The 2,106-nt window shown below is 50.1% G+C and carries 2 protein-coding genes; both read left to right on the top strand.

The annotated features are described in order from the left end of the window. A partial coding sequence (locus ACTHUM_RS12100; protein ID WP_440402968.1) for a lactoferrin/transferrin family TonB-dependent receptor occupies window positions 1-1,598 on the top strand: 1,598 nt, incomplete at its 5' end. A gap of 207 nt (window positions 1,599-1,805) precedes the next feature. Then, window positions 1,806-2,106: transposase (locus ACTHUM_RS12095; protein WP_199900410.1), on the top strand; the 301-nt coding region annotated here is incomplete at its 3' end.

Genomic DNA, 2,106 nt, shown 5'->3' with positions numbered 1-2,106 from the left:
ATATAGAAGCGTGGGATAAAAACAAAGAAAAATGGGTCAAGGGCATAGGTTTGAAATATTCCCGCACCAAATTTATAGACGAACATCACCGCCGCCGCCGTATGGGTTTGCTGTACCGTTATGAAAACGAAGCGTATTCTGACAATTGGGCGGACAAGGCGGTGTTGTCGTTTGACAAACAGGGCGTGGCAACCGACAACAACACGCTGAAGCTGAATTGCGCCGTGTATCCTGCCGTGGACAAATCCTGCCGCGCGTCGGCAGACAAGCCGTATTCCTACGACAGCAGCGACCGTTTCCACTACCGCGAACAGCACAATGTTTTGAATGCCTCGTTTGAGAAGTCGCTGAAAAACAAATGGACGAAACACCATCTGACTTTGGGCTTCGGTTACGATGCTTCCAAAGCGATCTCCCGCCCCGAACAGCTTTCCCACAATGCGGCAAGGATTTCGGAATACTCGGATTACACCGATAAGGGAGACAAGTATCTTTTGGGTAAGCCCGAAGTCGTCGAAGGGTCGGTCTGCGGCTACATCGAAACCCTGCGTTCCCGCAAATGCGTGCCAAGAAAAATCAACGGCAGCAATATCCACATTTCTTTGAACGACCGTTTTTCAATCGGCAAATATTTCGATTTCAGCTTGGGCGGCAGGTACGACCGGCAAAACTTTACCACGTCGGAAGAACTCGTCCGCAGCGGGCGGTATGTTGACCGTTCGTGGAACAGCGGCATCGTGTTCAAACCGAACCGGCATTTTTCTTTGTCTTACCGCGCCTCCAGCGGCTTCAGAACGCCCTCCTTCCAAGAACTTTTCGGGATAGACATTTATCACGATTATCCGAAAGGCTGGCAGCGTCCTGCCCTGAAATCGGAAAAGGCAGCCAACCGCGAAATCGGTTTGCAGTGGAAGGGCGATTTCGGCTTTTTGGAAATCAGCAGCTTCCGCAACCGTTATACCGATATGATTGCCGTTGCCGATCAAAAAACCAAATTGCCGAATCAGGCAGGACAATTGACAGAGATTGATATACGCGATTATTACAATGCCCAAAATATGTCGCTCCAAGGCATCAACATCTTGGGAAAAATCGACTGGAACGGTGTGTATCACAAACTGCCCGAAGGTTTGTACACGACTTTGGCGTACAACCGTATCAAACCGAAATCGGTATCCAACCGGCCGGGACTGTCCCTCCGCAGCTATGCTTTGGATGCGGTACAGCCGTCGCGTTATGTTTTGGGGTTCGGATACGACCAGCCCGAGGGGAAATGGGGCGCAAACATTATGCTGACCTATTCCAAAGGGAAAAACCCTGATGAACTTGCTTATCTGGCAGGCGATCAAAAACGATATTCGGCAAAAAGAGCGTCGTCTGCTTGGTCGACGGCAGATGTTTCCGCCTATCTTAATCTGAAAAAACGGCTGACCTTGAGGGCGGCTATCTACAATATCGGCAACTACCGCTACGTTACTTGGGAATCCTTGCGCCAGACTGCGGAAAGCACGGCAAACCGGCACGGCGGCGACAGTAACTATGGAAGGTATGCCGCACCGGGCAGGAACTTCAGCCTCGCGCTTGAAATGAAGTTTTAAAGGAAATACCGTCTGAAAGCTTGATCTGCACCCCAAAAGTCGGACTAAACCGCCAACTGATTAAGGTGCAGGTTTTTTTTGAGGTTTAGGGTAACTTCTAAACCGTCATTCCGGGAATCTGGACATTCAATGCTAAGGCAGTTTGAGACCTTTACAAAATCCCCCAAAATCCCCTAAATTACCACCAAGACATTTAGGAGATTTTTCATGAGTACCTTCTTCCGGCAAACCGCACAAGCCATGATTGCCAAACACATCGACCGTTTCCCGCTATTGAAGTTGGATCAAGTGATTGACTGGCAACCGATCGAACAGTACCTGAACCGTCAAAGAATCCGTTACCTTCGAGACCACCGCGGTCGTCCCGCCTATCCACTGCTATCCATGTTCAAAGCCGTCCTGCTCGGACAATGGCACAGCCTCTCCGATCCCGAACTCGAACACAGCCTCATCACCCGCATCGACTTCAACCTGTTTTGCCGTTTCGACGAGTTGAGCATCCCCGATT

The organism is Neisseria sp. P0021.S006 (genome assembly GCF_051956895.1).
This window is presented reverse-complemented; position numbering and strand designations above follow the sequence as displayed.